At 58.2% G+C, this 26,535-nt stretch carries 22 protein-coding genes, 2 tRNA genes and 1 riboswitch; of the genes, 6 read left to right on the top strand and 18 right to left on the bottom strand.

The features are described from left to right. The first annotated feature begins 190 nt into the window (after positions 1-190). Together ptsP and ptsG are read left to right on the top strand one after the other, a co-directional pair. Entirely contained in the window at positions 191-2,704 is a 2,514-nt protein-coding gene (ptsP, locus tag HWX34_RS10215; RefSeq protein ID WP_178972143.1) for a phosphoenolpyruvate--protein phosphotransferase, read from the top strand. A gap of 89 nt (positions 2,705-2,793) precedes the next feature. Further along, the gene (gene ptsG / locus HWX34_RS10210; RefSeq protein WP_178972142.1) at positions 2,794-4,575 is read left to right on the top strand and encodes a PTS glucose transporter subunit IIBC; all 1,782 of its coding nucleotides are present in this window, start codon (positions 2,794-2,796) and stop codon (positions 4,573-4,575) included. Between the two features lie 76 nt (positions 4,576-4,651). Here the strand turns inward: ptsG and HWX34_RS10205 are convergent, their stop codons facing one another. From HWX34_RS10205 to hppD, 7 genes are all read right to left on the bottom strand, one after another. After that, complete coding sequence (locus HWX34_RS10205; protein WP_178972141.1) at positions 4,652-5,446, bottom strand: Cof-type HAD-IIB family hydrolase; 795 nt, start codon at positions 5,444-5,446, stop codon at positions 4,652-4,654. Positions 5,447-5,573: 127 nt separating this feature from the next. Continuing rightward, positions 5,574-5,649, bottom strand: a tRNA-Phe gene (locus HWX34_RS10200). Positions 5,650-5,668: 19 nt separating this feature from the next. Next, positions 5,669-5,744, bottom strand: a tRNA-Phe gene (locus HWX34_RS10195). 143 nt (positions 5,745-5,887) lie between these two features. Continuing rightward, a complete protein-coding gene (gene maiA / locus HWX34_RS10190; RefSeq protein WP_178972140.1) occupies positions 5,888-6,538 on the bottom strand; it encodes a maleylacetoacetate isomerase in 651 nt (216 codons plus the stop codon). Next, complete coding sequence (locus HWX34_RS10185; RefSeq protein WP_178972139.1) at positions 6,531-7,514, bottom strand: fumarylacetoacetate hydrolase family protein; 984 nt, start codon at positions 7,512-7,514, stop codon at positions 6,531-6,533. Before HWX34_RS10185 ends, maiA begins: the two co-directional genes overlap by 8 nt. A 56-nt stretch (positions 7,515-7,570) precedes the next feature. Beyond that, complete coding sequence (locus HWX34_RS10180) at positions 7,571-8,701, bottom strand: homogentisate 1,2-dioxygenase (RefSeq protein WP_178972138.1); 1,131 nt, start codon at positions 8,699-8,701, stop codon at positions 7,571-7,573. Between the two features lie 96 nt (positions 8,702-8,797). Continuing rightward, a complete protein-coding gene (gene hppD, locus HWX34_RS10175; protein ID WP_178972137.1) occupies positions 8,798-9,880 on the bottom strand; it encodes a 4-hydroxyphenylpyruvate dioxygenase in 1,083 nt (360 codons plus the stop codon). Between the two features lie 460 nt (positions 9,881-10,340). Here hppD and HWX34_RS10170 point away from each other — a divergent pair, with 460 nt between their 5' ends. The 3 genes from HWX34_RS10170 (at position 10,341) to HWX34_RS10160 (ending at position 13,854) form a co-directional block, all read left to right on the top strand. Continuing rightward, entirely contained in the window at positions 10,341-10,826 is a 486-nt protein-coding gene (locus HWX34_RS10170; RefSeq protein ID WP_045846641.1) for an Lrp/AsnC family transcriptional regulator, read from the top strand. 118 nt (positions 10,827-10,944) lie between these two features. Next, the gene (locus HWX34_RS10165; protein ID WP_178972136.1) at positions 10,945-11,991 is read left to right on the top strand and encodes an ABC transporter substrate-binding protein; all 1,047 of its coding nucleotides are present in this window, start codon (positions 10,945-10,947) and stop codon (positions 11,989-11,991) included. A 9-nt stretch (positions 11,992-12,000) separates the two neighbouring features. Further along, on the top strand, positions 12,001-13,854 hold the full coding sequence (locus tag HWX34_RS10160; RefSeq protein ID WP_178972135.1) for a diguanylate cyclase domain-containing protein: 1,854 nt from the start codon (positions 12,001-12,003) through the stop codon (positions 13,852-13,854). A gap of 66 nt (positions 13,855-13,920) precedes the next feature. On the opposite strand, the gene metF is transcribed toward HWX34_RS10160, so the two are convergent. Beyond that, on the bottom strand, positions 13,921-14,757 hold the full coding sequence (metF, locus tag HWX34_RS10155) for a methylenetetrahydrofolate reductase [NAD(P)H] (protein WP_045846644.1): 837 nt from the start codon (positions 14,755-14,757) through the stop codon (positions 13,921-13,923). 135 nt (positions 14,758-14,892) lie between these two features. After that, complete coding sequence (ahcY, locus tag HWX34_RS10150; RefSeq protein WP_045846645.1) at positions 14,893-16,293, bottom strand: adenosylhomocysteinase; 1,401 nt, start codon at positions 16,291-16,293, stop codon at positions 14,893-14,895. Positions 16,294-16,362: 69 nt separating this feature from the next. After that, positions 16,363-16,428: riboswitch (S-adenosyl-L-homocysteine riboswitch) on the bottom strand. Between the two features lie 103 nt (positions 16,429-16,531). Between ahcY and HWX34_RS10145 the strand changes: the two genes are divergently transcribed. Next, positions 16,532-18,202 carry a histidine kinase N-terminal 7TM domain-containing protein gene (locus HWX34_RS10145; protein ID WP_178972134.1) on the top strand — a complete coding sequence of 557 codons (1,671 nt, stop codon included), beginning with the start codon at positions 16,532-16,534 and terminating at the stop codon, positions 18,200-18,202. A gap of 44 nt (positions 18,203-18,246) precedes the next feature. Here HWX34_RS10145 and HWX34_RS10140 read toward each other — a convergent pair whose 3' ends face one another. From HWX34_RS10140 to HWX34_RS10100, 9 genes are all read right to left on the bottom strand, one after another. Beyond that, the gene (locus HWX34_RS10140; protein ID WP_178972133.1) at positions 18,247-18,693 is read right to left on the bottom strand and encodes a ClpXP protease specificity-enhancing factor; all 447 of its coding nucleotides are present in this window, start codon (positions 18,691-18,693) and stop codon (positions 18,247-18,249) included. Between the two features lie 8 nt (positions 18,694-18,701). Next, the gene (locus tag HWX34_RS10135; protein WP_178972132.1) at positions 18,702-19,304 is read right to left on the bottom strand and encodes a glutathione S-transferase N-terminal domain-containing protein; all 603 of its coding nucleotides are present in this window, start codon (positions 19,302-19,304) and stop codon (positions 18,702-18,704) included. 156 nt (positions 19,305-19,460) lie between these two features. Continuing rightward, the gene (locus tag HWX34_RS10130; protein ID WP_178972131.1) at positions 19,461-20,222 is read right to left on the bottom strand and encodes a cytochrome c1; all 762 of its coding nucleotides are present in this window, start codon (positions 20,220-20,222) and stop codon (positions 19,461-19,463) included. 17 nt (positions 20,223-20,239) lie between these two features. After that, positions 20,240-21,577 (bottom strand): cytochrome bc complex cytochrome b subunit, encoded by a 1,338-nt coding sequence (locus HWX34_RS10125; RefSeq protein WP_178972130.1) that lies wholly within the window; start codon positions 21,575-21,577, stop codon positions 20,240-20,242. Between the two features lie 14 nt (positions 21,578-21,591). Continuing rightward, positions 21,592-22,176: a ubiquinol-cytochrome c reductase iron-sulfur subunit gene (gene petA, locus HWX34_RS10120; RefSeq protein ID WP_178972129.1), complete on the bottom strand. Its 585-nt coding sequence runs from the start codon at positions 22,174-22,176 to the stop codon at positions 21,592-21,594. 120 nt (positions 22,177-22,296) lie between these two features. Further along, positions 22,297-23,043: a Nif3-like dinuclear metal center hexameric protein gene (locus tag HWX34_RS10115; protein ID WP_178972128.1), complete on the bottom strand. Its 747-nt coding sequence runs from the start codon at positions 23,041-23,043 to the stop codon at positions 22,297-22,299. A gap of 129 nt (positions 23,044-23,172) precedes the next feature. Further along, complete coding sequence (gene groL, locus HWX34_RS10110) at positions 23,173-24,816, bottom strand: chaperonin GroEL (protein ID WP_178972127.1); 1,644 nt, start codon at positions 24,814-24,816, stop codon at positions 23,173-23,175. Positions 24,817-24,870: 54 nt separating this feature from the next. Continuing rightward, entirely contained in the window at positions 24,871-25,158 is a 288-nt protein-coding gene (gene groES, locus HWX34_RS10105; RefSeq protein ID WP_045846653.1) for a co-chaperone GroES, read from the bottom strand. A 172-nt stretch (positions 25,159-25,330) separates the two neighbouring features. After that, the gene (locus HWX34_RS10100) at positions 25,331-26,431 is read right to left on the bottom strand and encodes a glycosyltransferase (RefSeq protein WP_178972126.1); all 1,101 of its coding nucleotides are present in this window, start codon (positions 26,429-26,431) and stop codon (positions 25,331-25,333) included. Positions 26,432-26,535 lie beyond the last annotated feature (104 nt).

The raw sequence follows: 26,535 nt of genomic DNA, 5'->3' as shown, positions 1-26,535 counted from the left end.
GCATGATACAGGCGTTGCAAACTGCCTACACATTCAGCAGGAAAACCAGGTTTAATCCTGCAATAACAATATTCTTGCGTTTAACAGGCTGATTAGGCACTTGCCTTACGCGCCGAGTTGCGGCTTAATCCTGCCCCAACAATCGCTCGTAATAAAATAACTGTTGCAATCAACTCCTGAGGAGTTTCACATGGGCTCTCCCGCGCCACGACTGGACATTCTCGCCCCCCTTTCCGGGTGGCTGGTCGCTCTGGATACCGTCCCCGACCCGGTTTTCGCCGGCAAAATGGTGGGTGACGGCATTTCCCTGGATCCAACCTCCTGCTCGCTGCTGGCTCCGGTCAGCGGTACTGTCAGCAATATTCACACTGCGCATCATGCACTGACCATCACCTCGGACAATGGCGTGGAAGTGCTGGTCCATATCGGCATCGACACCGTCATGCTCAAGGGTGAAGGCTTTGTGCCGCTGGTGGAGCAAGGCCAGCAGGTCAAGGCAGGCCAAGCCTTGATCGACTTCGACCTGGACCTGGTCGCCTGCACCGCCCCCAGCCTGCTCACCCAGATCATCATCACCAATGGTGAAGTAGTAGAAAAGCTCACCTGCGCCAGCGGTCTGGTAGAAGCAGGCAAGAGCATCATCATGACGCTGGACCTGCAAGGCAGCGCAGAAGCCGCCAGCCAGGCTGAAGGCGAAACCCTGACATCGGAAACCATCACGCTGACCAACCCGGCCGGCCTGCATGCCCGTCCGGCTGCGGTGTTTGCCAGCGCCGCCAAACGCTTTGCAGCGGATATCCAGCTGCAACTGGGCGACAAGGTGGCCAATGCCAAATCCGTAGTCGGTATCATGGGCCTGGCCACGGTGAATGGTGATCAGGTACAGGTACTGGCCACCGGGCCGGATGCCGCCGCAGCCATTGTCGAACTGTCCCAACTGCTGCTGGACCGCTGCGGCGAAAGCCTGGATGAAGCCCCGGCCGCTCCCGCGCCTGCTGCAACGCAGCCGGTACAACAGGACAGCGCTGGCGTGCTGGCGGGCGTGGGTGCTTCACCCGGCATCGCCATTGGCCGCATTTTCCATCACCGCCTGCAAGAGTTTGACGTGGTGGAAGCCGGTGCCGCTGGCGTGGTAGAGCAGCAAAACTTCACCCGCGCCACGGAAGAAGCCGCAGAGCAGATTGAAACCATCAAGACCCAGCTGCAAGACCAGGCCAAGCGCGCCATCCTGTCCATGCATCAGGAGCTGCTGCAAGACCCGGACCTGCTGGCCCTGACCTATGCGGGCCTCGCCGATGGCAAATCCGCCGCCTGGGCCTGGCGTGCCGCCTTCAGTGCCTACTCTGCCCGCCTGGAAGCGCAGGACAATGCCTTGCTGCGTGAACGCGCCAACGACATCCGCGACGTGGGTCGCCGCGTGCTGGCCTTGCTGGCTGGCGTCAAGCAAGCCGAGCTGGACGTACCCGCCGGTTCCATCCTGATTGCCGAAGACCTGGCACCGTCCGACACCGCTGCGCTGGACCCGGGCAAGGTGCTGGGTTTCTGCACCCGCACTGGCGGTGCCACCAGCCATGTGGCCATTCTGGCCCGCTCGCTGGGTATTCCGGCCATTTGTGGTATCTCGCAAGCTGCGCTGGCGCTGCAAGATGGCCGCGAGGTGATTCTGGACGGCACTGCCGGCACCCTGAACATTGCCCCCTCCACCACCGAGAAGGCCGAGGCTGAAGCCGCCATCGCCCGTCTGGCTGAGCGTCGCGCTGCCGAGCAAGCCATGTCGCAGCAGCCGGGCCAAACCAGCGATGGCAGCCGTATTGAAGTGGTGGCCAATATCCGCAATGCCGCCGATGCGCGCGAAGCGGTAAAAGCCGGTGCCGAAGGCGTGGGCCTGCTGCGCTCGGAATTCCTGTTCGATAACCGCGACACTGCCCCGTCCGAAGCTGAACAAGCAGCTGAGTACTGCGCGGTAGCCCGCGAGCTGGGCAGCGATCGCCCGCTGGTGGTACGCACGCTGGACGTGGGTGGCGACAAGCCGCTGTCCTACCTGCCGCTGCCCAAGGAAGACAACCCCTTCCTCGGCCTGCGCGGCATCCGCGTCAGCCTGGACCGCCCCGACCTGCTGCGCACCCAGTTGCGTGCCATTCTGCAAGCCGCTCCACTCACCCGCCTGCACATCATGTTCCCCATGGTGGCGTCCCTGGACGAGCTGCGCGCGGCCAAGGCCATTCTGGCCGAAGAGCAGGCCAGCAGCGGCCATGCCGACGTCAAGGTGGGCATCATGGTGGAAGTCCCGTCTGCCGCCATCCTGGCTGCACGTTTTGCGCCGGAAGTGGATTTCTTCTCCATTGGCACCAACGACCTCACCCAGTATGTACTGGCGATGGACCGTGGCCATCCGCAACTGGCCAAGCAAGCGGATGCACTGCATCCGGGTGTACTGGCCATGATTGCCATGACTTGCGACGGCGCCCGCGCCCACGGCAAGTGGGTGGGCGTATGTGGCGGCCTGGCGTCTGACGAGCGTGCGGCCCCGGTGCTGGTAGGCTTGGGCGTGACCGAGCTGTCGGTCAGCACACCGGCTGTGGCGAGCGTCAAGGCCACCCTGGCGCGCTGGAGCATGGACGAATGCCGCTCGCTAGCCCAACAGGTGCGGGCACTGGGCACAGTGGCCGAAGTACGCGCCCATCTGGCACAACAGGCGCGCTAAGCGCGACCAACCTGCCGTCCGGCATGCCCGGACGGTGCTGGCTCCTTGCCTGCTGACCCGGGCAGGAGCATTACGCAGGAATCACTATCATGTTTGATCAATCCTTCGCTTTTCTGCAGAAAATCGGCAAATCGCTGATGCTGCCGGTAGCCGTATTGCCGGTAGCAGGCCTGTTGCTGGGCATTGGCGCTACCGACTTCCACACCCAGAGCACCGTGCTGCTGGCCATCCTGTCGCTGATGAAAAACGCCGGCGACGTGATCTTCGGCAATCTGCCGCTGATCTTTGCCGTGGGCGTGGCGCTGGGCTTTACCGAGAATGACGGTGTGGCCGCCATTGCCGCCACCATCGGCTTCCTGGTGATGACCACCACGCTAGGCGTGATGGCCGGGCTGATGGGTGTGAAGCCTGACACCATCATGGGCATGCCCTCCATCCAGACCGGCGTATTCGGCGGCATTCTGGCCGGTGGTCTGGCAGCCTATATGTTCAACAAGTACTACCGCATCAATCTGCCGCAGTATCTGGGCTTTTTTGCCGGCAAACGCTTTGTGCCCATCGTGACCGCGGTGGCCGCCATCGTGCTGGGTGCAGTGCTGTCCTTCGTATGGCCCCCGATCGGCGGTGCCATCAAGAGCTTCTCGCAATGGGCTGCCGTCAGCGACCCGCGCACTGCCGCCACCGTCTATGGCTTTGTCGAGCGTCTGCTGATTCCGTTTGGCCTGCACCACATCTGGAACGTGCCCTTCTTCTTTGAAATGGGCGATTTTGTCGATGCCAGCGGCAAGCACATCCACGGCGACATCAACCGCTTCTTCGCCGGCGACCCGACCGCAGGCGTGCTGTCTGGTGCCTTCCTGTTCAAGATGTTCGGCCTGCCGGCTGCTGCCATCGCCATCTGGCACACTGCCAAACCGGAAAACCGGGTGAAAGTAGGCGGCATCATGATTTCCGCCGCGCTGACCTCCTTCCTGACCGGTATTACCGAACCCATCGAATTCGCCTTCCTGTTCGTGGCTCCGGTGCTGTATTTCATCCATGCCTGCCTGGCAGCATCGGCCCAGTTCGTGGCCAACTCGCTGGACATGCACATGGGCTTCACCTTCTCGCAAGGTGGCATCGACTTTTTGATGTTCAACCTGATCGGCAACAAATCGCACCATGCCTGGTATGTGTTCATCCTGGGGCCGATCTACGCCGTCATCTACTACAGCGTGTTCCGCTTCGTCATCCTGAAATTCAACCTGAAAACCCCTGGTCGTGAAGACGAAGACAGCAGCAGCGAAGGTGCAGTAAGCGAAGACCAGCGTGCTCGCGCCCTGGTGCTCGCCTTTGGTGGCCGCAGCAACATCACCAATCTGGATGCCTGCATCACCCGTCTGCGCATTGCAGTGAAGAACCCGGCACAGGTAGACCAGGCCAAACTCAAGGCTATGGGTGCATCGGGCGTGGTACAGGTGGGTAGCGGTATTCAGGCCATTTTCGGGCCGCAATCGGAAAACCTGAAAACCGATATGGAGATCTACCTGAAAACCGCCGGTGACGATGCAGAACTGCCTGCGGCAGCAGCAGCCAGTGCAGCCACTACAACAGCCCATGCTCCGGCAGCAGTCAGCAGCAGCCCGGTCGACCCTCAACTGGCCGCTACAGCCGCAGCCATCCTGGCCGCACTGGGTGGCCGTGGCAATGTGCAGCAGGTTGAAGCCATTGCCCACACCCGCCTGCGCGTGCAGCTGAAACAGGCGGCCAGCCTGAATGAAGCAGCGGCCCGCGAAGCCGGCGTCATGGCCTGCGTGCAAACCCAGCCTGGCACCTGGCATCTGATTGTTGGCGACAAGGCTGGCGCGCTGGCGCAAGCCTTACAGGGCTGATCAGGCTCACCAGAAACGACAGGGCTGCCGATGGCAGCCCTTTTTCATGGTGCGCTGGTAGCGCAGAGGAGAACGCTTACAAGGCGAATAACTGGCGCAGATGCAACGCCACGCCAGACTGTACATTGCTGGCCACGGTTTGCGCCTGTGGCAGCTGCGATGCAAGCCGTGGGTGGGCATTGGCCATCACCCGCGGGTGGCCCACGGTTTGCAGCAGTTCGATATCGTTCTGACCATCGCCAAACGCCAGGCAGTCAGCCGGGCTGATACCCAGTTCGTCCAGCACCAATTGCAGCGCATGGCCTTTGGACACGCCGGGTGCCATTACTTCCAGGCAGTTGTCCGCCGAGAAGGTGATATAAGCGCCATTCCCCAGCGCCTGATGCAATTTGGCTTCCACTGTCAGCAAATGGGCATGGTCGGCAATGTAGAGGACCTTGGCCACCCCTACCCCAGCGTGCTGATGCAAGGACGCAATCTGATAATGCAGGCCGGAGTCGGCATGCAGATCCAGCAGGTATTGGTAGGGTTGGTCGATCAGCCAGGCATCGTCCAGATAGAAATTCAGCACCGTCCCGGCGGCAAACTCCGGCTGGGCAATCTGGCGCACGATGGCAGGGTCCAGATTGCTGCTGTGAATCAGGCGGTTGTCCGGGTCATGCACCCGTGCGCCATTGGAGCTGATCAGATAGGCAGCAATACCCAGCGCATCCCGGATGCCTTTTACATCCAGGTAATGACGGCCGGTGGCCAGCGCAAAACGCAGGCCGCGTGCTTCCAGTTGTTGCAGGGTTTGCGCAGTCAGCGCATTGACGCAGTGGTGTTCATCCAGCAAGGTGCCGTCCAGATCGGAGGCGATGAAACGATACACGGCAGGACTCCGCTTAAGTGGGGGAGCAAGCGATTTTACACCCCCGGCCATGTAGCTGCTGGACTACACTGCAGGGCGCGCAGAAATGCAAAAAGCCAAGCGTTTAGCTTGGCTTTTGCGTGAATTCTGGTGGCCAGTCGCGGAATCGAACCACGGACACGCGGATTTTCAATCCGCTGCTCTACCAACTGAGCTAACTGGCCGTCTGAACAAGGCAGTGAGTGGTGGCCAGTCGCGGAATCGAACCACGGACACGCGGATTTTCAATCCGCTGCTCTACCAACTGAGCTAACTGGCCATCGCTGCTACGCTTTCGCGTCATCAGAGCCACGCATTAAATCAGAGCGAGCATGCTGCGTCAAGACATTTTTCAAAAAGACTGAAAAAGACGGCTGATTTAGTCGGCAGGCCCCATATTGGCAATTACTCCCTTATTCAGGCTCAGTCAGCTGGCGCATCCGCCTGCCGCGCAGGATGTGCCGCAGCAAAGGCCGGCAGGCTGGCCAGGGCGGCATCAATGCGCTCGATGTGCGGATACGGCGTCAGAGCCAGCCCGAAGCGCCGCGCGGCAAATACCTGTGGCACCAGGCAGACATCCAGCAGGCCGGGGGCATCACCGCAGGCAAAGGGCTGCGGCTTGGCCGCCAATTGCTGTTCCAGCGCCTCAAATCCAGTGGCAATCCAGTGGCGTATCCATTGCAGCCTGGCCGCCTCGGGCTGCGCCAGCTCCCCTTCCAGATATTTCAGCACACGGGCATTGTGCAGCGGATGAATGTCGGCGCAGATACTGAGCGCCAGCGCACGTACGCGAGCACGTTCGATCAGGTCAGATGGCAGCAGCGCTGGCGTATCCGGGTAGGCTTCGTCCAGATACTCGCAGATGGCCAGCGACTGGGTCAGTAACTGGTCATTATCCAGTAGTGCCGGTACCAGCCCTTGCGGGTTGAGCGCCAGATAGGCCGGATCACGCTGTTCGCCCTTGAGCAGGTTGACCGGCTGTTGCCGGTAGTCCAGGCCTTTGAGATTGAGCGCAATGCGCACCCGGTAGGCGGCACTGGAGCGGTAATAGCCGTACAGGACACGCTCAGTCATGGGCTGCTACCTGCTGGTCGATGCAGCCGAAGATGGATTGACCGGCTGCATCCAGCATCTCGATGCGGATGCGGTCGCCCGGCTGCATGAAGGGCGTGACGGGTGCGCCTTGCTCGATGATCTCGATCATGCGCTGCTCGGCCAGGCAGCAGGAGCCGGTAGCGCGGTCGTGATTGGAAATGGTACCGGAACCGACAATGGAACCTGCCGCCAGCGCGCGGGTTTTGGCCACATGCGCCACCAGCTTGGCAAAGTTGAACTGCATTTCCACGCCACACTGCGGCTGACCATACAGCGTGCCGTTGTATTCCACCCGTAAAGGCAGATGTACCTTGCTGTCCTGCCAGGCGCTGCCCAGTTCGTCCGGGGTGACCGCCACCGGCGAGAAGGCCGTGGCCGGCTTGCTCTGGAAGAAACCAAAGCCCTTGGCCAGCTCGGCCGGAATCAGGTTACGCAGGGTGACATCGTTCACCAGCATCAACAGACGGATATGCCCGGCACAATCAGCAACCTGGCTGCCCAGCGGCACGTCATCGGTAATCACCGCCACTTCGCCTTCAAAATCCAGTCCCCAGCTGACATCTGCCAGCGGAATGTCGGCATGTGGCGGCAGGAAGGTGTCCGAGCCGCCTTGGTACATCAGCGGGTCCTGGTAGAAACTGGCTGGCACTTCGGCACCACGCGCCTTGCGTACCAGTTCTACATGGTTCAGGTATGCACTGCCATCAGCCCACTGATAGGCACGTGGCAGCGGGCTGTGGCAGGCGGATTGGTCAAAGCGGACGGCACCGTTGACCGTCCCTTGGTTCAGGGCGGCATAAACCTCCTGCAAGGCAGGCTCGCAACGGTTCCAGTCATCCAGTGCAGCCTGCAGGCTGGAGGCGATATGCGGTACGGCAAGGGCTTGGCTGAGGTCACGGCTGACAACCATCAGCTGACCATCGCGGGTGTGATTGCGGTAGGTGGCAAGTTTCATCGGTGTGTGTTCCTTGTAGGGCGGCACTGACCTGACAGCCCGCCCGCTTGGCGGGTTCAGGCCTTGGGCTTCCAGCTGTCGACATAGCCCGTCCACTCCACGGCAGCCAGGCCGGGGCCCTGCTCCAGTGCGCTGCGGGTATCTATCATCACCGCCACTTCGTCTGTGAATTTCTTGGGCTCGCTCATCGCCTTGGCAAAGGCTTTGGGATGTGGGCCATGAGTAAAGCCGGCCGGGTGGAAGGTCAGCATGCCGGGCTTGATATTGTCGCGGCTGAAAAAGTCGCCCGCGTGATAGAAGATGACTTCGTCGTAGTCGTCGTTGTTGTGATAGAACGGCACTTTCAATGCCCCCGGATCGGATTCGATGGGGCGTGGCACAAAGGTGCAGACCACAAAACCATCCGCCACAAAAGTGCTGTGCGCCGATGGCGGCAGATGATAGCGATGGCTCATCAGCGGCCGGATATCACGCCAGTTGATCCGGGCCACGGCGATATTGCCGTGCCAGCCGATGGCATCCAGCGGGTTGAAAGGGTAAGTCACGGTGGACAGCGCATTCAGGCGCTTGATCACCACTTGCCACTCGTCCTCGGTCTGCTGCGCCTTGAAGGCATCGTCGATGGCCGGCACATCCAGCATGGCTTCGTCAAAAATGGCATGCGGGCCGACTATGCCCTTGTCTGGCAACTGGTATGCCCCGTTACTGGCCTCGATCAGCAGCATGGTGGTAGTTTCGGCCGGTTCGATACGCCAGTTGGTGGAACGCGGAATCAGGATGTAATCGCCATCGCGATAGCTCAGGTGGCCGTAGTCGCAAAACAGTTCGCCACTACCGGCATGGATGAACAGCATGTCATCGCCGTCACCATTGCGGAACAGCTGGGTCATGGCCTGGGTGCAGGTCCAGATACGCAACTGACACTGGCTGTTGTGCAACACCAGCGGCGCGGACCAGGGGGCTGCCACATCCTTGGGCAGTTCGTTCAGGTCGAAGGCGCGCGGTTTGAGCGGCCCTTCCCAGGCCGACCAGCCGGTGGGTGGATGCTTGTGATGCAGATGGGTGGCCGGGCCAAAAAAACCGCTGCGCCCGACTTCACGTTCATAAATGCCCTCCGCCGGCAAATCGGCGTGGGCCTGACGGGAAATTGTCCCTTCCCGGTGCGGGAAATTTATCCATTTACGCATGGGCCATTCCTTGCCCGCATGACTTGGCCGCCATGCGGGGAGTGCGGTGCACAGAGGCAGACGGCGCCACCATCTGCCCGTTTGTTCTGCTTTGCCTTAATCCGCCTTCAGCACGCCACGGCGAATCTGGTCTTCTTCGATGGATTCAAACAAGGCACGGAAGTTGCCCTCGCCAAACCCCTCATTGCCCTTACGCTGGATGATTTCAAAGAAAATCGGGCCGATGACGGTTTCGGTGAAGATCTGCAACAGGATGCCCGCGCCTTCCACCGGCGCACCATCAATCAGGATGCTGTTCTTGCGCAGGCGGGCCAGGTCTTCGCCATGACCGGCCACACGGCTATCCACCTTGTCGTAATAGGTGTCCGGGGTATCCAGGAAGCGGGTACCGGCTGCCTTCAGCGTTTCCACCGTCTGATAGATGTCGCGGGTGGTCAGCGCAATGTGCTGGATGCCCTCGCCATGGTACTCGCGCAGGAATTCCTCGATCTGGCTCTTGTCGTCGGAGGACTCATTGATGGGAATACGGATCTTGCCGCAAGGGCTGGTCATGGCCTTGGATACGAGGCCGGTGAGCTTGCCTTCGATGTCGAAATAGCGGATTTCACGGAAATTGCCGATACCTTCGTAAAAACCGGCCCACTTCGCCATATTGCCGCGGAAAACATTGTGGGTCAGGTGGTCGATCTCATACAGGCCGACACCAGCCGGATACTGCTCCACACCGTCCAGCGGCAGGAAATCCACATCGTAGATATTGTGCGCAGGGCCGTAGCGGTCGACAAAGTACAGGGCAGAGCCGCCGATACCCTCTACCGCCGGGATGTTCAGCTCCATCATGCCGATGGGGCGCACGTAGGGCTTGGCACCATGGGCCAGCGCATATTCATAGGCCTTGGCCGCATCCTTCACCCGCCAGGCCATGGCACAGGCCGACGGGCCGTGCACCTTGCCGAATTCGTTGGCCGGCTGGGTGGGTTCGCCATTGAGGATGAAGTTGATGTCACCCTGACGGTACAGGCTGACATTCTTGCTGCGGTGACGGGCCACCTCGATAAAACCCAGCGACAGGAACAGCTGACGCAAATCGGCAATGCCTTCGGCGGTGGGTGCGGTGTATTCGACAAACTCAAAGCCGTCGGTGGCCAGCGGGTTATGCAGCGGTGTTTCCATTTTCATTTTCTCTCCTCTTTCCTTTGCACATATCCGGCTGCTGCACATGGCAGTAAACCGGACAGTCAGACCTGTGTGGTGGTGGCAAGCAAGGCCGGACAAGCAACACGATGACAAGCGGCAAAAGCAAGGAAGGGGAATGGCAGCGGCAGCGTTGACAGCCACCACCTATGGGATACGGGCTAATGGCGAGTCATCACCCTGCGCGCAGGCGCACACCGGATGCGCAGCCAACTGCGGATCAGGGGTATCGCCATGTTTGCCCCGGCGGCACGATTTTGTGTGTCTCACCGGGCTTCTCCTCCATCGTTGCCGACATTATCCAGTGATCTGTTGCCACCGTGTAAAATGTCCGGGCTAGGCTTTTTATTCTAGGGAAAAGGCCGGGCAATTTTCTTGCTAACATCCCCCAGATACATAATAACTAGAAATATAATTTTAAAAATTTCAAATCAGAGGAGTTTATATGCCAAGTCTTACGCTAGATAAGACAGACTTGCGCATCCTGTCCGAGCTTCAGCTCAATGGCAGGTTGACCAATGTGGAACTTGCGGAAAGAGTCGCGCTCTCGCCATCCCCTTGTCTGAGACGCCTGAAACAACTGGAAGAATCCGGCGTGATTCGTCAGTACGTCGCACTGCTGGACCCGGCCAAAATCGGCCTCGGTTTGCAGGCTTATGTGCGGGTGGTGCTGGAGAAACGCGGCAATACCCATGTGCAAAGTTTTATTGATGCCGTGCAACGCTGGCCGGAAGTTATCAATTGCTTTGCAATGACCGGAGAAATGGACTACCTCTTGCAAGTTTATTTTGAAGATCTGGAACATTTCTCACGCTTTGTCATGGATGAGCTGTTGCAGCAGCAAGGCGTTGAAGATGTGAAATCCAGCTTCGTCCTGAAAGAGATCAAGCGAACGACCTCCCTGCCGCTCAGCCAGCTCAGAAGTATTTGAGCTACTTGCGCTGCAGAAGTCCTTGCCAAGTCCGATAATAAATGCAGGAGGATTGAATAAAGGCCCCGGCATGCAGGTGATCCACGCGATCCGGCCTCTTGTCCTGGTTGTTGCAATAATGTTGCACAACCAGGCAGTGGCATTTTCGGTCACATTCATTTCACCGGGGCACCAGAACGAAGCCTTCTGGCTCAGCGCGGTCCGTGCCATGCAGGCGGCTGCCGACCAGCTGGATATCCAGCTGGAAGTGCTGTCCGCCGAACGCGACCCTGTACAAATGGTGAAGCTGGTACAGACCGTCACCCAGCGTCGACACAAGCCGGACTACCTGCTGCTGGTGAATGAGAAACTGGCCGGACCAGCCATGCTGTCGCTGGCCGACCAGGCAGGTATACCCTGCTTCCTCAGCTTCAACCCCTTGACTCCCACCCAGCTGCAAACCAGCGGCCTGCCTCGGCAGCGGCTCAAATACTGGCTGGGCTCGCTGACACCCGACCATGCCATGGCCGGCAGCCAGACCATGAAAGCTTTGCTGGACGAAGCCTCCCATCGCTTTCCGCCCGGAACGCCACTGCATGTGCTGATGGTGGCAGGTGATCGATCCACACCAGCGTCCACCCAGCGGGTGGAAGGTGCACGCCAGATGCTGGCCACTGCCCCCAATGCCACCTTGACCCAACTGGTTTATGGCGAGTGGGAACGCAAACGTGCCATGCAGCAAGGCATATGGCTGTTGCAGCGTTATCCGCAGATCAATCTGGTATGGGCGGCCAATGATGAAATGGCCTTCGGCATGGAAGAGGCCATCCGCCAGAGTGGCAAGCTGGCCGGCCAGACGGTATTGCTCAGCGCCATCAACAACTCGCAGCGCGCCATGCAGGAACGGCGTGACGACAAGCTTGCCGCCCTGGCAGCCGGCCATTTCATGACTGGTGCATGGAGCCTGGTGCTGCTGTACGATTACCATCACGGCCATGACTTTGCCAGCGAAGGACTACAGCTGCACCCCACCATTTTCAGCACGGTTTCCCGTCAACAAGCGCAACGCTTTTTACAGTTATTCGCCGATAATGACTACAAGGGCATCCGTTTCAGGCAGTTCAGCAAATTCGCCAATCCGGCACTGCAGCGCTATGCCTTTGGCTTCAGCACATTGCTGAATTAGGAGTTTTTCATGCCCACCCGTCGACTCACCCGCCAGCTGATATGGCAGTTGCTGCTGTATACCCTGCTGTTTGGAGTGGCCGTCATCACGCTCAAGGCCGTGGAGGTATGGCGCGACGGGCAGCGCGAAATGAATGCCATTCCCGATACGGTTTCCCGTCTTTACTTGCCCTTGCTGGGACAAAGCGCCTGGGATGTGGACATTCCCGCCATACAGTTGCAGCTTCGGTTGATTGGCCAGATTCCAGGGGTGCAAAGTGTGGAAGTGCGTACCGAGCTGGGTCAGGCACTGCGTTATGACAACCCGGCCTTGCAAGACAAGTACAACCGTGAGGAATATCACCTGCTACTGGCCTCACCGCATGGCAAGGACAGCATTGGCACCTTGCAGCTGCTGGTTTCGCGCCAACCGGTCTATCAGGCCATGTGGCATGAAGTGCTCAGTGCCACCTTGCAGTTTCTGCTGGGTTTCTTCGGCCTTGCCCTGTTGTTGTGGTGGCTGTTTAACCGTCAGTTGGTGAAACCACTGCAGGACATGGCGCAGACGGTACGCAATTATCAGCCAGGCCAGCCCCTGCCGCCCTTGCTGCCCGGCACTCCCGACCAGGTGGTGGATAATGAGTTGAGCGAGTTGGCCCGTGCCTTTCGCAGCATGAGCGACAATATCAACCGCCATCTGGCCGAACGCAGCGGGATTGAACACGAGCTGGCCAGCCACCGCGACGAACTGGCACGCCTGGTGGCCGAACGCACCCGGGAGCTGGATCAGCTGCTGCGCTTTCAGCAGCTGATTGCCAGTATTTCCACCCGCTTCATCAATATTCCGCTGCATGACATTGATCAGGCCACCGACATGGCCCTGGGAGAAATCGGTCAATTCATGCAGGTGGAGCGCTGTTATCTGGTGAGCTTCTCCGAGGACTGGCTGGTCGACACCGTGCATGAATGGTGCGCATCCGGCATTGCCCCCACCACGCACACCTTGCTGGGAGAAAGCCTGCAACAGCGCAGCTTTGCCTGGCAGCAGTTGCAGCAGTTCGGCGTGTTGTCACTGGATGCCTTGTCTGGCCTGCCCGCCAGCGCCACGCTGGAACGCCATGAACTGGAAAGCCATCAGGTGCAAAGCCTGTTCATGCTGCGCATCGACCATATGGGCAGGCCGATCGGTTTGTTCGGCTGCGACATGGTAAGCCGCCCACGCCAGTGGCAGGGCAAGGAGCAGCAGCAAGCCCGTCTGCTGGGTGAAACCCTGGCCAATACCATCATCCGCCGCCAGCAATTGCTAACCCTCAGCAGCACCCAGCAACAATTGCGTAATGCCAACGCCGACCTGGCACGTATGGCCTTCAGCGATGGCCTGACCGGCATTGCCAACCGGCGCTATTTTGATGAGCAGCTGCTGGAATGCTTTACCCAGGCACGCAGCCAGCACCAGAGCCTGAGCGTGATGCAAATCGACATTGATTATTTCAAGCAATTCAACGACAGCTACGGGCATCTGGCGGGCGATCAGTGCCTGCGCCAGGTTGCGCAGAGCATCCAGTCACAGCTGACAGGCACGGCAGCACTGGCCGCACGGGTGGGCGGCGAAGAGTTCGGGGTCTTGCTACCGGGCTATCAGGCTGCCGACAGCCTGGCATTGGCCGAGGTCATGCGTCAGGCCATCTGGCAACTGGCCATTGCCCATCGCAACAGCGCAGTGGGCGACCGGGTCACCATCAGCATTGGTGTTGCCACCTTGCAGGACAACCACCACGCCAGCCAGCAACTGATGCGGGATGCCGACCTGGCGCTGTACCGCGCCAAGAATCTGGGGCGCAATCAGGTGGTACAAGCCCAGACGCCACCCCATATATTGGCCTGAGCTGCAGTGGACAAAAAAAGCCCGGTTATAAACCGGGCTTTTTCCGATGATGTGACAATGCGGCCATTACAGGCCCAGCCGCTGCCACACCGTGGACACCAGGCCAGCCTGGTTCAAGGTGTAGAAGTGCAGGCCCGGCGCGCCATTAGCCAGCAGGCGGTCGCACAGTTCGGTCACCACATCCAGGCCGAGTGCGCGAATGGACGCCGCATCATCGTAATAGGATTGCATGCGCTGACGCAGCCAGCGCGGCACTTCGGCCCCGCACATATCGGAGAAGCGGCACAGCTGACCGAAGTTGGCAATCGGCATGATGCCAGGGACGATGGGAATATCCACACCGCGCGCCTGCGCTTCGTCGACAAAACGGAAGTAGGCATCCGCATTGAAGAAGTACTGGGTCATCGCCGAATTGGCACCAGCTTTTACCTTGCGCACGAAATTGTTCAGGTCGTCTTCGGCCGACTTGGCCTGTGGATGGAATTCCGGATAAGCCGCCACCTCGATATGAAAGTGCTCGCCATGCTCGCTGCGGATGAATTCAACCAGCTCGTTGGCATAGCGGAATTCACCAGCCGCCACCATGCCGGATGGCATGTCACCACGCAGCGCCACGATGTGACGGATGCCGTGATTACGGTATTCGTTAAGGATGGCGCTGATGTTTTCCCGCGTCGAACCAATGCACGACAAGTGCGGTGCCGCAGCATGGCCTTCGCTGCGAATTTCCAGCACGGTGGACAGGGTGCCATCGCGGGTGGTGCCACCGGCACCAAAAGTCACCGAGAAAAACTGCGGCTTGAACTGGGCCAGTTGCTGGCGGGTAGTACGCAGCTTGGCCACGCCTTCGGGGGTCTTGGGCGGGAAAAACTCGAAGCTGAAGGTTTTTTTCTGTTCGTTCATGATCGTCTCTGTCCCTGCTCGGGGCGGCAGGCTTTGTTTTTATACTGCAGCGTGTCGAACCGGTAGTGGCCGGTGGATAGAAAAACGGACAGGTGCATCATACCCTGCCCTGTCCGTTTGCCTTACAGCCCGCTATCAATAACGATAGTGCGCCGGCTTATAAGGGCCCTGCTTGGGTACGCTGATGTAGGCGGCCTGTTCATCACTCAGCTCGGTCAGGTTGGCTCCGATACGCTTCAGGTGCAGGCGGGCCACCTTCTCGTCCAGATGCTTGGGCAGCACATACACTTCCTTGCCGTACTTTTCACCGTGCTGGAAGATTTCCATCTGCGCCAGCACCTGGTTGGTGAAGGAGTTGGACATCACGAAGCTGGGGTGGCCGGTGGCGCAACCCAGGTTCACCAGACGGCCTTCGGCCAGCAGGATGATGCGCTTGCCATCCGGGAAGATGATGTGGTCAACCTGCGGCTTGATGTTGTCCCACTGGTACTGGCGCAGGCTGGCGACTTCGATCTCGCTGTCAAAGTGGCCGATATTGCACACGATGGCGTTATTGCGCATTTTGACCATGTGCTCGTGGGTAATCACCGATACATTGCCGGTGGTGGTAACGAAAATGTCACCCTGATCGGCCACGTCATCCATGCGCACCACGCGGTAGCCTTCCATCGCGGCTTGCAGCGCGCAGATCGGATCTACCTCGGTCACCCATACGGTGGCACCCAGGCCACGCAGGCTTTGGGCGCAGCCCTTGCCCACATCACCATAGCCCAATACCACGGCTACCTTGCCGGCAATCATCACGTCGGTGGCGCGCTTGATGCCATCCACCAGCGATTCGCGGCAACCGTACAGGTTGTCGAACTTGGACTTGGTCACCGAGTCGTTGACGTTGAAGGCCGGGAACGGCAGACGGCCTTCTTTTTGCATCTGGTACAGACGATGCACGCCGGTGGTGGTTTCTTCAGTTACGCCCTTGATATGCGGCAGGCGCTTGGAATACCAGTGCGGGTCGACTTCCAGGTAACGGGCAATGGCGGCAAACAGCGCGGTTTCTTCTTCGTTGGACGGATGGCTGATGACGCTGCGGTCTTGCTCGGCCTTGCTGCCCAGCATCAGCAGCAAGGTGGCATCGCCACCATCATCCAGAATCATGTTGGCTTCCTGACCCTCCGGCCATTCGAAGATTTTGTGGGAGAACTCCCAGTATTCATCCAGGCTTTCACCCTTGAAGGCAAACACCGGGATATTCGCGGCAGCAATGGCAGCAGCGGCGTGGTCTTGGGTGGAGAAGATATTGCAGGAAGCCCAGCGTACATCGGCACCCAGTTCCACCAGGGTTTCGATCAGCACGCCAGTCTGGATGGTCATGTGCAGCGAACCGGCAATGCGGGCACCGCGCAGCGGCTTCTGGTGCGCGTATTCTTCACGCAGCGCCATCAGGCCGGGCATTTCGGTTTCGGCGATTGCCAGTTCCTTGCGGCCCCAGGCTGCAAGATTGATGTCAGCTACGTGAAAATCGGAGAATTCAGCCATCGTGCAAAGTCCTTTCACACGCCGGCCGGAACGCGGCTCACCCGCTATTCCGGCATCGGCACGGAGTTAGTCAGGTGAGCGCCGTTTGCAAGAAGCCCGAGCCTGGGGATTGACCTCGCAGCGCTCCTCGGGAATGCCGTAATTATACCTAGAGACACAAAAATGTGAATGAAACTTGCACAACAGGGGTTAAACTAAAACGTTGCGGTAAATATAGTCACTTTGCATAGCGGGTCTCATGTCTCTTGTTTTTACCTCCATTTCAGCCATTTCCGGGTTAGCCGCCCTCAGTGCCGCCACCATCGGCATACTGGCTTGGGAAAGGCGCAAGGTAAGCGGGGCACGCTATCTGGCCTGGCTGATGCTGGCTGTCACGGTCTGGGCCGGCGCAGCCACCATGGAGCTGTCCTCCACCTTGCTGCGCGACAAGATTTTCTGGTCCAAGGTGGAATACCTGGGCACCCTGAGTGTGCCGGTGCTGTTTTTCCTGCTGGCAGCCGATTACAACCAGCTGGAACGCGCACTGCGCCCGCGCACTATCCTCCAGTTATTGCTGATTCCTCTGTTCAGTCTGGCGCTTGCGCTCACCAATGAAAAACATGGCCTGATCTGGCGCAGCTTTCAGCCCTCGCCCTCCGGACACAATCTGCTGATTTTCAACCACGGCCCCCTGTTCTGGTTACTGGTCGCCGGCTATTCCTATTTGATGATGCTGCTTGGCTCGCTGCTCTTGCTGCGAACCTTGCACTTTTACTCGCCTCATTACCGCGGTCAGTCCCTCATCCTGCTGTTGGGTGCAATTGTTCCGTGGATAGGCAATTTGTTGTATCTGTCAGGCAATATCAGCTGGCAAGGACTGGACCCGACACCACTGTGCTTTGCTGCCACAGGTGCCATTTTTGCCTTCGACTTGCTTTACTTGCGCATGCTGTACGTGGTGCCCATCGCGCGGGGCAACGCCTTCAATGCCATGGGTGATGGCATTGTGGTGATCGATAATGAAAAAATCATCCTCGATATCAATCCGGCTGCAGCTAATCTGTTTGGTAAACCGGCGGGCGTACTGTGCGGACAACAATTGCAAATTGCCGCGCTGGCTGCGGTGGCCGATCAGGATGGCGCCCACCAGGTAGAGCTGAACGGGCCAGGGTCGCGCTCCATTCTGGAAGTCCGCGCCTATCCCATTCGTGAAAGCGGCGTGACCCTGGGTGGGCGCATGCTGGTGCTGCGTGATATTTCCCGCCAGCGTCTGGCGGAAGAAGCCTTGCATCAGGCCTATCTGCAACTGAAAACCCGTATCGACGAAATCGAGACCTTGCAAGACACGCTGCGCGAGCAGGCCTTGCACGACCCCCTGACCGGTCTGTACAACCGTCGTTATCTGGAAGAAACCCTGGGCCGTGAAATCAGCCGGGCGGGCCGGGAACAGCGCTCACTGACTTTTGCGCTGATTGATCTGGATAACTTCAAAAGCATCAATGACCGCTTTGGTCACATCATTGGCGATACCGTGCTGTGCGCGCTGGCCGACCTGCTACGCGCCCATTGTCGCCAGGCGGATATTGTCTGCCGCCTGGGGGGCGAGGAGTTCATTGTCGTGCTGCCTTCAGCAGACCAGCGCAATGGCTGGATGCGTATGGAATTACTGCGCCAGCGCTTCTCCGAGCTGCACTTCCAGGCGGAGGAACAGCACTTTCAAACCAGCTTCTCCTGCGGGATTGCCTGCTTTCCGCAAGATGGCAACAATTTTGCCCGTCTATACCAGCTGGCCGACATGGCCTTGTATCAGGCCAAGGCCAAGGGCAAGAACCAGGTTTTACTGCATGACCCTACTCCGCTAGCCCCGGAAGACGCCAGTCCGGCAGAAGGCAGTCCGCTCACCCCGACGCACAACGCAGGCAGTGAATGAAAAAGGCCGGGAATATATCCCGGCCTTGTCTGACATCACGCGCCTTACTTCACGATACGCAGACTGGGACGCCCCCCCGCACGCGGCGGGGTTTCCGGTGCAGGGCTATCTGCTTCAGCATCAGCCACCGGCTCGACAGGCGCAGTGACCGGCTGCAATGCAGGTTTGCCTGGCGTCTGGCCCAGTTCAACCTCGAAGCCCATTCCTTCGCCGGTTTCCCGCGCGAAAATCGACATTACATTACCAACCGGCACCCAGATATCACGCGACACACCGGCAAAGCGGGCTGAAAAAGACAACCACTCGTTATCAATGCGCAGATTATTGGTTGCACTGGCCGCAATATTGAGCACGATCTCGTTGTTCTTGACGTACTCACGCGGAACATCGGTATGCTCATCCACCCACACCACCACAAAGGGGGTGTGACCATTATCCGTACACCATTCATACAGTGCCCGGAGCATATATGGCTTGGTACTGGCGCTCATGGTCATCCTTACTTGCGCATGGCCTTTTCGGACGGGGTCAGCGAATCAATGAAAGACTGACGCTGGAAAATGCGTTCGGCGTATTTCAGGATGGGAGCAGCGTGCTTGCCCAGGTCAATATTGTAATGCTCCAGGCGCCACATCAGCGGAGCAATGGCAACATCGATCATGGAAAAGTCTTCACCCAGCATGAACTTTTGCTTGGCAAATACCGGGGCAATCGTGGTCAGGCCATCACGAATGGCTTCACGCGCCTTGGTGGCTTCCTTGCCGGTTGCGCCGGCTTCCAGCACTTTTACGTGGCAGAACAGCTCGTTTTCGAAACGATGCAGGAACAGGCGGGCACGCGCACGCATCACCGGGTCGGCCGGCATCAGTTGCGGGTGCGGGAAGCGCTCATCAATGTATTCATTGATGATGTTGGATTCGTGCAGGATCAGGTCACGCTCCACCAGTACCGGCACTTCGTTGTAGGGATTCATCACAGCCAGGTCTTCCGGCTTGTTGTGAATGTCTACATCGATGATCTCGAAATCCATACCCTTTTCATACAACACAATACGGCAACGTTGGCTGAAGGGGCAGGTAATTCCAGAATAAAGAGTCATCATGGCTTGCGGATATCCTTGACAGGAGCTGTCGATTTCGATCAAAGAAGGGATTTTACCATTTTCGCTAGGGCAATTTCCACAACTAGATCACAACACCATGATTACAAAAGAAAAAAGGCGGAAATATCCGCCTTTTTCTTTGAGCTACACCCGTACTTAGTGCACGTCTTTCCAGTATTCCTTCTTCAGGAAGTAGGTCAGCGGCAGCAACAGCACGCCCAGGAACAGCAGGACGATATAACCGATCTGATGACGCTTCACCTGAGCCGGCTCACCAATGTAAACCAGGTAGTTGGTGAGGTCAGCCATGCGCTTGTCGAACTCGGCAGTATTGGCCTTGCCGTTTTCCAGCTTGGTCAGCGAACCGGCCTTGACCAGTTCGAGCTTGTGCTCTTCGTGGCCTTCGGCGTTCTTCTCGGTTTTCAGCACCTGCTCGCCCTGCATTTCCCACAGCACGTGTGGCATGCCAACCTTGTCAAACACCAGGTTGTTCCAGCCGGTCGGGCGGGTCGGGTCGCGGTAGAAACCACGCAGGTAGGCGTACAGGTAGTCTGCACCACGGGAACGTGCAATCAGCGACAGGTCCGGCGGGGCTGCGCCCAGCCACACTTTGGCGTCTTTCTTGTCCATGGAGACATTCATCTGATCGCCGATCTTGGCACCTTCCGGCAGCAGGTTGGCCTTGATCTGTTCTTCAGACAAACCGATGTCTTCCAGACGGTTGTAGCGCATGGCGCTGGCCGAGTGGCAGGACAGGCAGTAGTTGCTGAACAGCTGGGCACCACGTTGCAGGCTTTCGGTGTCCTGAATGTCAATCGGTGCCTTTTCCAGCTTCGGCCCTTCATTGGCCAGAACCGTGCCGCTTACCGGCAACACCAGCGCCATGGCAGCGATCAGGTGGCGGATTTTGCTTTTCATATGTCCTTTCCCCTTGCTTACACGTTGGTGGCGAACAGATAGGCCGCAATCACGGTCACTGCCACCAGCACCAGGAACTGCAGCTGACGCTTGCCATTGGTGTCCGTCACGCGGGTCGGTACCGGTACGGCGCCAACGTCGTTCTTGGTGTAGAACGGCATGCCCAGGAAGAAGGCGAAGTAGACGAACGAGAGGATCTGCGAGATCAGGGTTCGACCAGCTGTCGGCGGCATGGCGCCCAGGATGCCCAGGCCGATGAAGGCGATGATGAACAGCACCAGCATGAACTTGAACTTGGGACCGCGATAACGGATGGACTTGATCGGGGAACGATCCAGCCACGGCAGGAAGGCAATCACCACCACGGCAGCACCCATGCCGATCACACCCCATACCTGAGTACCCAGGAAGGACGGAATGGCACGCAAGATGGCGTAGAACGGGGTGAAGTACCATACCGGCGCGATGTGCGGCGGGGTCTTCAGCGGGTCAGCCTGGTCGAAGTTCGGGTGCTCCAGGAAGTAGCCACCCATTTCCGGCAGGAAGAACACGATGATGGAGAACACGATCAGGAACACGGCCACACCGAAGATATCCTTCACGGTGTAGTAAGGATGGAAAGGAATGCCATCCAGCGGAATCCCCTTTTCGTCCTTCAGTTTCTTGATTTCCACGCCATCCGGGTTGTTGGAGCCCACTTCGTGCAGTGCGATCAGGTGAGCCACCACCAGGGCCAGCAAGACCAGCGGCACGGCAATCACGTGCAGGGCGAAGAAGCGGTTCAGCGTGGCATCGGATACCACGAAGTCACCACGAATCCACACCGACAGGTCCGGGCCGATGACCGGGATGGAACCGAACAGGTTCACGATCACCTGCGCACCCCAGAAGGACATCTGGCCCCAGGGCAACAGATAACCCATGAAGGCTTCCGCCATCAGGCACAGGAAGATCAGGCAACCAAACACCCATACCAGTTCGCGCGGCTGCTTGTACGAGCCGTAGATCAGGCCACGGAACATGTGCAGGTAAACCACCACGAAGAACATGGAAGCACCGGTGGAGTGCATGTAGCGGATGATCCAGCCACCTGCCACATCACGCATGATGTATTCCACCGAGGCAAACGCGACCGGGATACCGGCTGCGTTCAGGTTGCCATCCGGCTTGTAGTTCATGGTAAGGAAGATGCCGGTCACGATCTGGATAACCAGAACCAGCATGGCCAGCGAGCCGAAGAAGTACCAAAAGTTGAAGTTCTTCGGTGCGTAATACTCGGTAACGTGCTCTTTCAGCATCGACGACAGCGGGAAGCGGTCGTCAATCCAGTTCAGCAGCTTTTGTCCTTTGCTCATTTTTCCCCCTCAGCTTATTTGTCGTCGCCAATCAGCAGGCGGGTATCGGACAGATACTTATGCGGCGGAATTTCCAGGTTCTTCGGCGCCGGCACACCCTTGAACACGCGGGCAGCCAGGTCGAACTTGGAACCGTGGCACGGGCAGTAGAAACCACCCAGCCATTCCGGACCCAGATCGGCAGGAGCCAGATCAGGACGGAAAGTCGGCGAACAGCCCAGATGGGTACAGATGCCCACGGCAACCAGCAGTTCCGGCTTGATGGAACGGGCTTCGTTCTGGCAGTACTTGGGTTGTTGCTCTACTTCGGACTTGGGGTCCACCAGCTTGGGGTCGTTCTTCGGCAGATCGGCAATTTGCTGCTTGGTGCGGGACAACAGCCATACCGGCTTGCCGCGCCATTCAACGTTGATCTTCTGGCCCGGCTCCAGCTTGCTGATATCCACCTCAACCGGTGCGCCAGCAGCTTTTGCCCGTTCAGACGGGAAGAAACTCATCAGAAACGGCGTTGCCACCCCGGCAACCGCCACACCCCCAACAGCGCTGGTTGCTACCGTCAGAAACCGACGGCGCCCCGTATCGACTTGTTGTTCACTCATTACAGTCATCCTCAAACGTGGAAACCGAGCTTAAACTTCAAACCAGACGATTTTACCTGATTAGCAGTAGGGACATGAAGCGCCTATGCAAATAAATTGACCTATGTCGGTCGGATTTGTCTAAACCGGATTGAAAAGATCGACAAATTCCACATTTATGCCGTGTAAATGAGAAATTTTCTCACCCAGGGCCTGCACCCCGTAACGCTCGGTTGCATGATGTCCGGCGGCGATAAATGCCACACCGTATTCGTTGGCCAGATGAAAACACTGCTCGGACACTTCGCCCGTTACAAAGGCCTGCACACCCAGCCCGATGGCCTCTTCGAAGAATCCCTGCGCCCCACCGGTACACCAGGCAACCTTGCTTACCCTTTGATTTTCATCGCCCAATAGCAAGGCTTCACGCCCCAGTATGGTGCTGACATGCTTGGCAAAGGCGCGCGCGCTAGCGGCTTGTGGCCAACGGCCATGCCACAGTAATCCCTGCTCACCACTCTGGCCGGCCACCTCCAGTCCCAGCTCTGCGGCCAGACGGGCATTGTTGCCAAGCTCGGAATGGGCATCCAAGGGCAGGTGATAGGCCAGCAGACTGATGTCATGTTGCAGCAATTTGGCCACACGCTGACGTTTCATGCCCACCAGTCGCGCATCCTCGCCCTTCCAGAAGTAACCATGGTGCACCAGGATGGCATCCGCCTGGCGCTCAATCGCGACATCTATCAGCGCCTGCGAAGCCGTCACACCACAGACGATACGTCCTACCTCCGCGCGGCCCTCCACCTGCAGACCATTGGGCGCATAGTCCTTGTAGTGCCACGGTTCCAGCCATTGATCGATGCTGCTCAACAATTGCGTTAATTGCATGGGACATCCTTGTCTGGTTCTCAATGCGCTTATTGTGCCAGAGATCAGCGCTGCAACCGGCTGGCGACCAAAAAACAAAAACCCCGCACAAGTGCGGGGTTTTCAGGTTCAGCGAGAGGCTGAAGCAGCTTACATCATGCCGCCCATACCACCCATGCCGCCCATGTCCGGCATGCCGCCAGCAGCCGGCTTGTCTTCCGGCAGTTCTGCGATCATGCAGTCGGTGGTCAGCATCAGGCCGGCAACGGAAGCAGCGTGTTGCAGGGCGGAACGGGTTACCTTGGCCGGATCCAGCACGCCCATTTCCAGCATGTCGCCGTATTCGCCGCTAGCAGCGTTGTAACCGAAGTTACCCTTGCCTTCCAGCACCTTGTTCACCACAACGGACGGCTCGTCACCAGCGTTCTTGACGATCTGACGCAGCGGAGCTTCGATGGCCTTCAGGACGATCTTCACGCCGGCATCTTGGTCAACGTTATCGGTTTTCAGGCTGTCCAGGGTAGAACGGGCACGCAGCAGGGCTACGCCACCGCCAGCCACAACACCTTCTTCCACAGCGGCGCGGGTAGCATGCAGCGCGTCTTCAACGCGAGCCTTCTTCTCTTTCATTTCCACTTCGGTGGCAGCGCCAACCTTGATCACGGCAACACCGCCGGCCAGCTTGGCCACGCGTTCTTGCAGTTTTTCGCGGTCGTAATCGGAAGAGGCTTCTTCGATCTGGCGACGGATTTCACCAACGCGAGCCTGGATGGCATCAGCCTGACCAGCGCCGTCGATGATGATGGTGTTTTCCTTGCCCACTTCGATACGCTTGGCTTGGCCCAGCATGTCCAGGGTGGCTTTTTCCAGGGTCAGGCCCAGTTCTTCGGCAATCACGGTACCGCCGGTCAGGATGGCGATATCCTGCAGCATGGCCTTGCGACGGTCGCCAAAACCCGGAGCCTTGACAGCAACCACCTTCAGGATGCCGCGGATGGTGTTGACCACCAGGGTGGCCAGGGCTTCGCCTTCAACATCTTCGGCGATGATCAGCAGCGGACGACCGGACTTGGCCACTTGCTCCAGTACCGGCAGCAGGTCGCGGATGTTGGAAACCTTCTTGTCGAACAGCAGGACGAAGGGATTGTCCAGAGCGGCAATCTGCTTTTCCTGGTTGTTGATGAAGTACGGGGACAGGTAGCCGCGGTCAAACTGCATGCCTTCTACCACGTCCAGTTCGTTGTTCAGGCTCTTGCCGTCTTCAACGGTGATCACGCCTTCCTTGCCCACTTTTTCCATGGCGGTCGCGATGATTTCACCGATATCGGAATCGGAGTTGGCAGAGATGGAGCCAACCTGGGCGATTTCCTTGGTGGTAGCACATGGCTTGGCGATCTTGGCGATTTCACCTACCAGGGAAACCACAGCCTTGTCGATGCCGCGCTTCAGGTCCATCGGGTTCATGCCGGCGGCAACGAACTTCATGCCTTCCTGTACGATGGCTTGAGCCAGAACGGTTGCCGTGGTGGTACCGTCACCAGCCACGTCGGAAGTCTTGGAAGCCACTTCCTTCACCATTTGCGCGCCCATGTTTTCGAACTTGTCTTTCAGTTCGATTTCCTTGGCAACGGAAACACCATCCTTGGTGATGGTCGGTGCGCCAAAGGAGCGATCCAGCACAACATTACGGCCTTTAGGGCCCAGGGTAACCTTGACGGCGTCAGCCAGGATGTTGACACCAACCACCATCTTGGCGCGTGCGGAATCACCAAACTTTACGTCTTTTGCAGCCATGCTCAAATCTCCAAAATTCTATAAAAGGGTCGTAGAAGCGTGTATGGATCGGAATTACTCGACGATGCCCATTACATCTTCCTCGCGCATTACGAGGACTTCTTCACCATCAACCTTGACGGACTGGCCGGAATATTTGCCGAAGATGACCTTGTCACCAACCTTCAGCTCCAGCGGACGACGTTCGCCATTGTCCAGAACCTTGCCGTTACCCACAGCCAGCACCTCGCCCATGTCGGGCTTTTCAGCTGCTGCGCCCGGCAGAACGATACCGGATGCGGTTTTTTCTTCAGCCTCAAGGCGCTTGATAACAACACGATCGTGCAGCGGACGAATTGCCATTGATCTCTCCTAAATACAATTGGCTGTTGAAAGCAAAAATGATCTGCCTGGATGGCAGTACGGGGCGGGAATTAGCACTCGCCCCTGACGAGTGCTAATAATAGGGACGGCACAAGGAGGTTTCAAGTGGGGGAGCTGCAAAAACTTTGCTGCTCACCCGGACAGGTAGGGCTCAGGAATCGTCGCGACGCAGCACCAGCCAGCTGGGTACTTTGAAGCGTACGATCATGCGATACAGACGCAGATAGCACAGCACAAACAACAGGCAGAACAGCATCAACACCCAGGTATGGTTCCAGAACAACATGGCCGGCACCACCGAAAACGAGGTCAGCAACCACAGATAAGGCGAAGTCATGCTGTTGCGCTGAGTCAGGTGGCGCGCATCCTTGGAGCCCACCATCCACAGCACCATGCGCTTGTAAATCATCTGGTGCAGATGCAGCGCATCCGGATAGCCCACCGCCCGGCCCTGCAGGAATTTGCGCCGGTAAATGGAAAAAATGGTTTCAAAAACAGGGTAAATCACGCACAGCAAAGGAAACCACGGCGACACTGCGGGGTTGCGCGCCACCAGCAAAACCGACATCTCGGCAATCATGAAGCCAATCAGATAAGCCCCACCATCGCCAGCAAATATCAGCCCGCGCGGGAAATTCCAGAACAGGAACCCCAGCACAGCGCCAACCATGGCAAAGCACACACTCATCAACACGATGTCATGCACTTTGAAACAGACATAAATGATGGACAGGAAAATGAACACCGCCACCATGCCGGACAAACCGTTATAACCGTCAATGATATTGACAGCATGAGCCACGCCCCCAACTGCCACCATGGTCAGCAGTAAGGATAGCCACCAATACGTGGCTAGCAGGTGATCTACCCCGGGGATGGACAGCCGGGCCAGCCCAGCACCCAGCAGAAAATAGCCCAGCGCGGCAGCCACAAAGGTGGCCAGCAGACGTGGCAAGGGGCCGATTTTCTTGGTGAGGTCTTCGATAAAACCAGCTGTAAATGCTGGAAAAGCCGATAGCAACAACAGTAATACCCACTCGGATGTATTGAGATAGCCAGACAGCGCACAGCCAGCAATCAGGCCCAGCATGATGGGCAGACCGCCAATACGCGGTACCGGCGTGGCGTGGAATTTCTGCACGCCGGTGACGTCGCCATCGGTCGAAAAACGTGCATGCAAGTGCGCATACCGAATCAGCAACAGCCCGGTCGTAAAAGAAGCAATCAGTGCAAGCAAGAGAATCTGCAACATGGGGCATCAAGGCCTGAATGGGCGTGAAAACGGAATAATCGGGTCTGCCCGTTGCAGTCGCAAGACTGTACAACGAGAAGCCGGGCAATTTTGTCTTATAATGT

The sequence above is a fragment of the Aquitalea sp. LB_tupeE genome, assembly GCF_013391415.1.
In the GTDB taxonomy this organism is placed as follows: domain Bacteria; phylum Pseudomonadota; class Gammaproteobacteria; order Burkholderiales; family Chromobacteriaceae; genus Aquitalea.
This window is presented reverse-complemented; position numbering and strand designations above follow the sequence as displayed.